At 51.9% G+C, this 1,668-nt stretch carries 1 protein-coding gene; it reads right to left on the reverse strand.

The window, feature by feature from the left end; all coding sequences use genetic code 11:
• Positions 1 to 189 precede the first annotated feature (189 nt).
• Positions 190 to 1,668, reverse strand: a 1,479-nt coding sequence (locus J7438_RS25370; RefSeq protein ID WP_209278827.1) for a DUF1601 domain-containing protein, incomplete at its 5' end; no start/stop codon positions are given.

The following is a 1,668-nucleotide window of genomic DNA, read 5'->3' on the forward strand; positions in this document are numbered from 1 at the left end:
GTCAACCGGAGGTAATGAGTTCAGACTCTTTTCTTCTTCAATCTTCAAAGACGGAAAGCTTGATTGGAGGTGATCGCGGAAGGTGGATTGATATTGAGAAATGGTTGTCCGGTAATGGGGAACCACCGGACACGCTATCCCTAGCCAACTTGTGGCCATGGCAATAATGGATTGATCCTCTGTATTGCCTTAGGATGTATTTCCCGGGCGAGAAAATAGTTCACCTATGTGCTTTTCAAGCGAGCTTTTATTATTTTTACCGTAGTTCAGATAAAATCTGGCACAGAATGCCATGACTCCCCACAGGGACATCCATCTATCTTGCTGAGAGAGCGGGGTGTTTTCGCTGATTTTGCCGACAAGGGAAGCTAACGTTGATTTAACCACATTCAGCTCAATAGCCTCACCCAGTTTTGCCAGGGACGACATCATGTTGGCGACTTCCTGTGGCTTGAATTGATCTTTCTCTTCTTTTGATTCGGCTTTGGTTTGCACATGGGGCAACAGCGCGACTACAGCCTCTTTGAGCTTCGATGTCTTCTCCAGCTTCCACCCGTTCTCCACCAGTTTCGCCAAGGCCCACAGCAGGTTGGCGATATGCTGAGGAATAAAGTGGTCTTTCTCTTCTTTTGATTCGGCTTTGGTTGTCACATGGGGCAACATTGTTGCCACGGCCTCTTTGAGCTTCGGTGTCTTCTCCAGCTCCAGTCCGTTGTCTACCAGTTTCGCCAAGGCCCACAGCAGGTTGGCGGTACCTTGAGAGTTGAAGCGGTCTTTATCTTCTTTTGATTCGGCTTTGGTTTTCACAAAGGGCAACAACCTGAACACGGCCTCTTTAAGCCTGGGCGTCTGCTCCAGCTCCAGTCCGTTGTCCACCAGTTTCGCCAGGGCCCACAGCAGGTTGGCGGTACCTTGAGAGTTGAAGCGGTCTTTATCGTCTTTTGATTCGGCTTTGGCTTTCGCATGGTACAACAGCGCGGCCACGACCTCTTTGAGCTTCGGTGTCTTCTTCAGCTCCAGCCCGTTGTCCGCCAGTTTCGCCACGGCCCACAGCAGGTTGACGGTAGCTTGAGTGTTGAAGTGGTCTTTCTTTTCTTTTGATTCGGCTTGGGTTTTCACATGGTACAACAGCGCGGCCACGGCCTCTTTGAGCTTCGGTGTCTTCTCCAACTCCAGCCCGTTGTCCGCCAGTTTCGCCAGGGCCCACAGCAGGTTGGCGGTAGCATGAGTGTTGAAGTGGTCTTTCTTTTCTTTTGATTCGGCTTGGGTTTCCACATGGGGCAACATTGCGGCCACGGCCTCTTTGAGCTTTGCTGTCTTCTCCAGCTCCAGCCCGTTGTCCACCAGTTTCGCCACGGCCCACAGCAGGTTGGCCACTTCCTGTGGCTTAAACTGGTCTTTCTCTTCTTTTGATTTGGCTTTGGTTTTCACATGGAGCAGCAGCGCGGCCACGGCCTCTTTGAGCTTCGGTGTCTTCTCCAGCTCCAGCCCGTTGTCCACCAGTTTCGCCACCGCCCACAGCAAGTTAGCGATATGCTGAGGAATAAAGTGGTCTCTCTCTTCTTTTGATTCGGCTTTGGTTTTCACCCGGGGCAACAGCGCGGCCACGGACTCTTTGAGCTTGGGTGTTTTCTCCAGTTCCAGCCCGTTGTCCACCAGTTTCGCCAC

It is taken from the genome of Thalassotalea sp. G20_0 (genome assembly GCF_017744175.1).
Lineage (GTDB): Bacteria > Pseudomonadota > Gammaproteobacteria > Pseudomonadales > Endozoicomonadaceae > Endozoicomonas.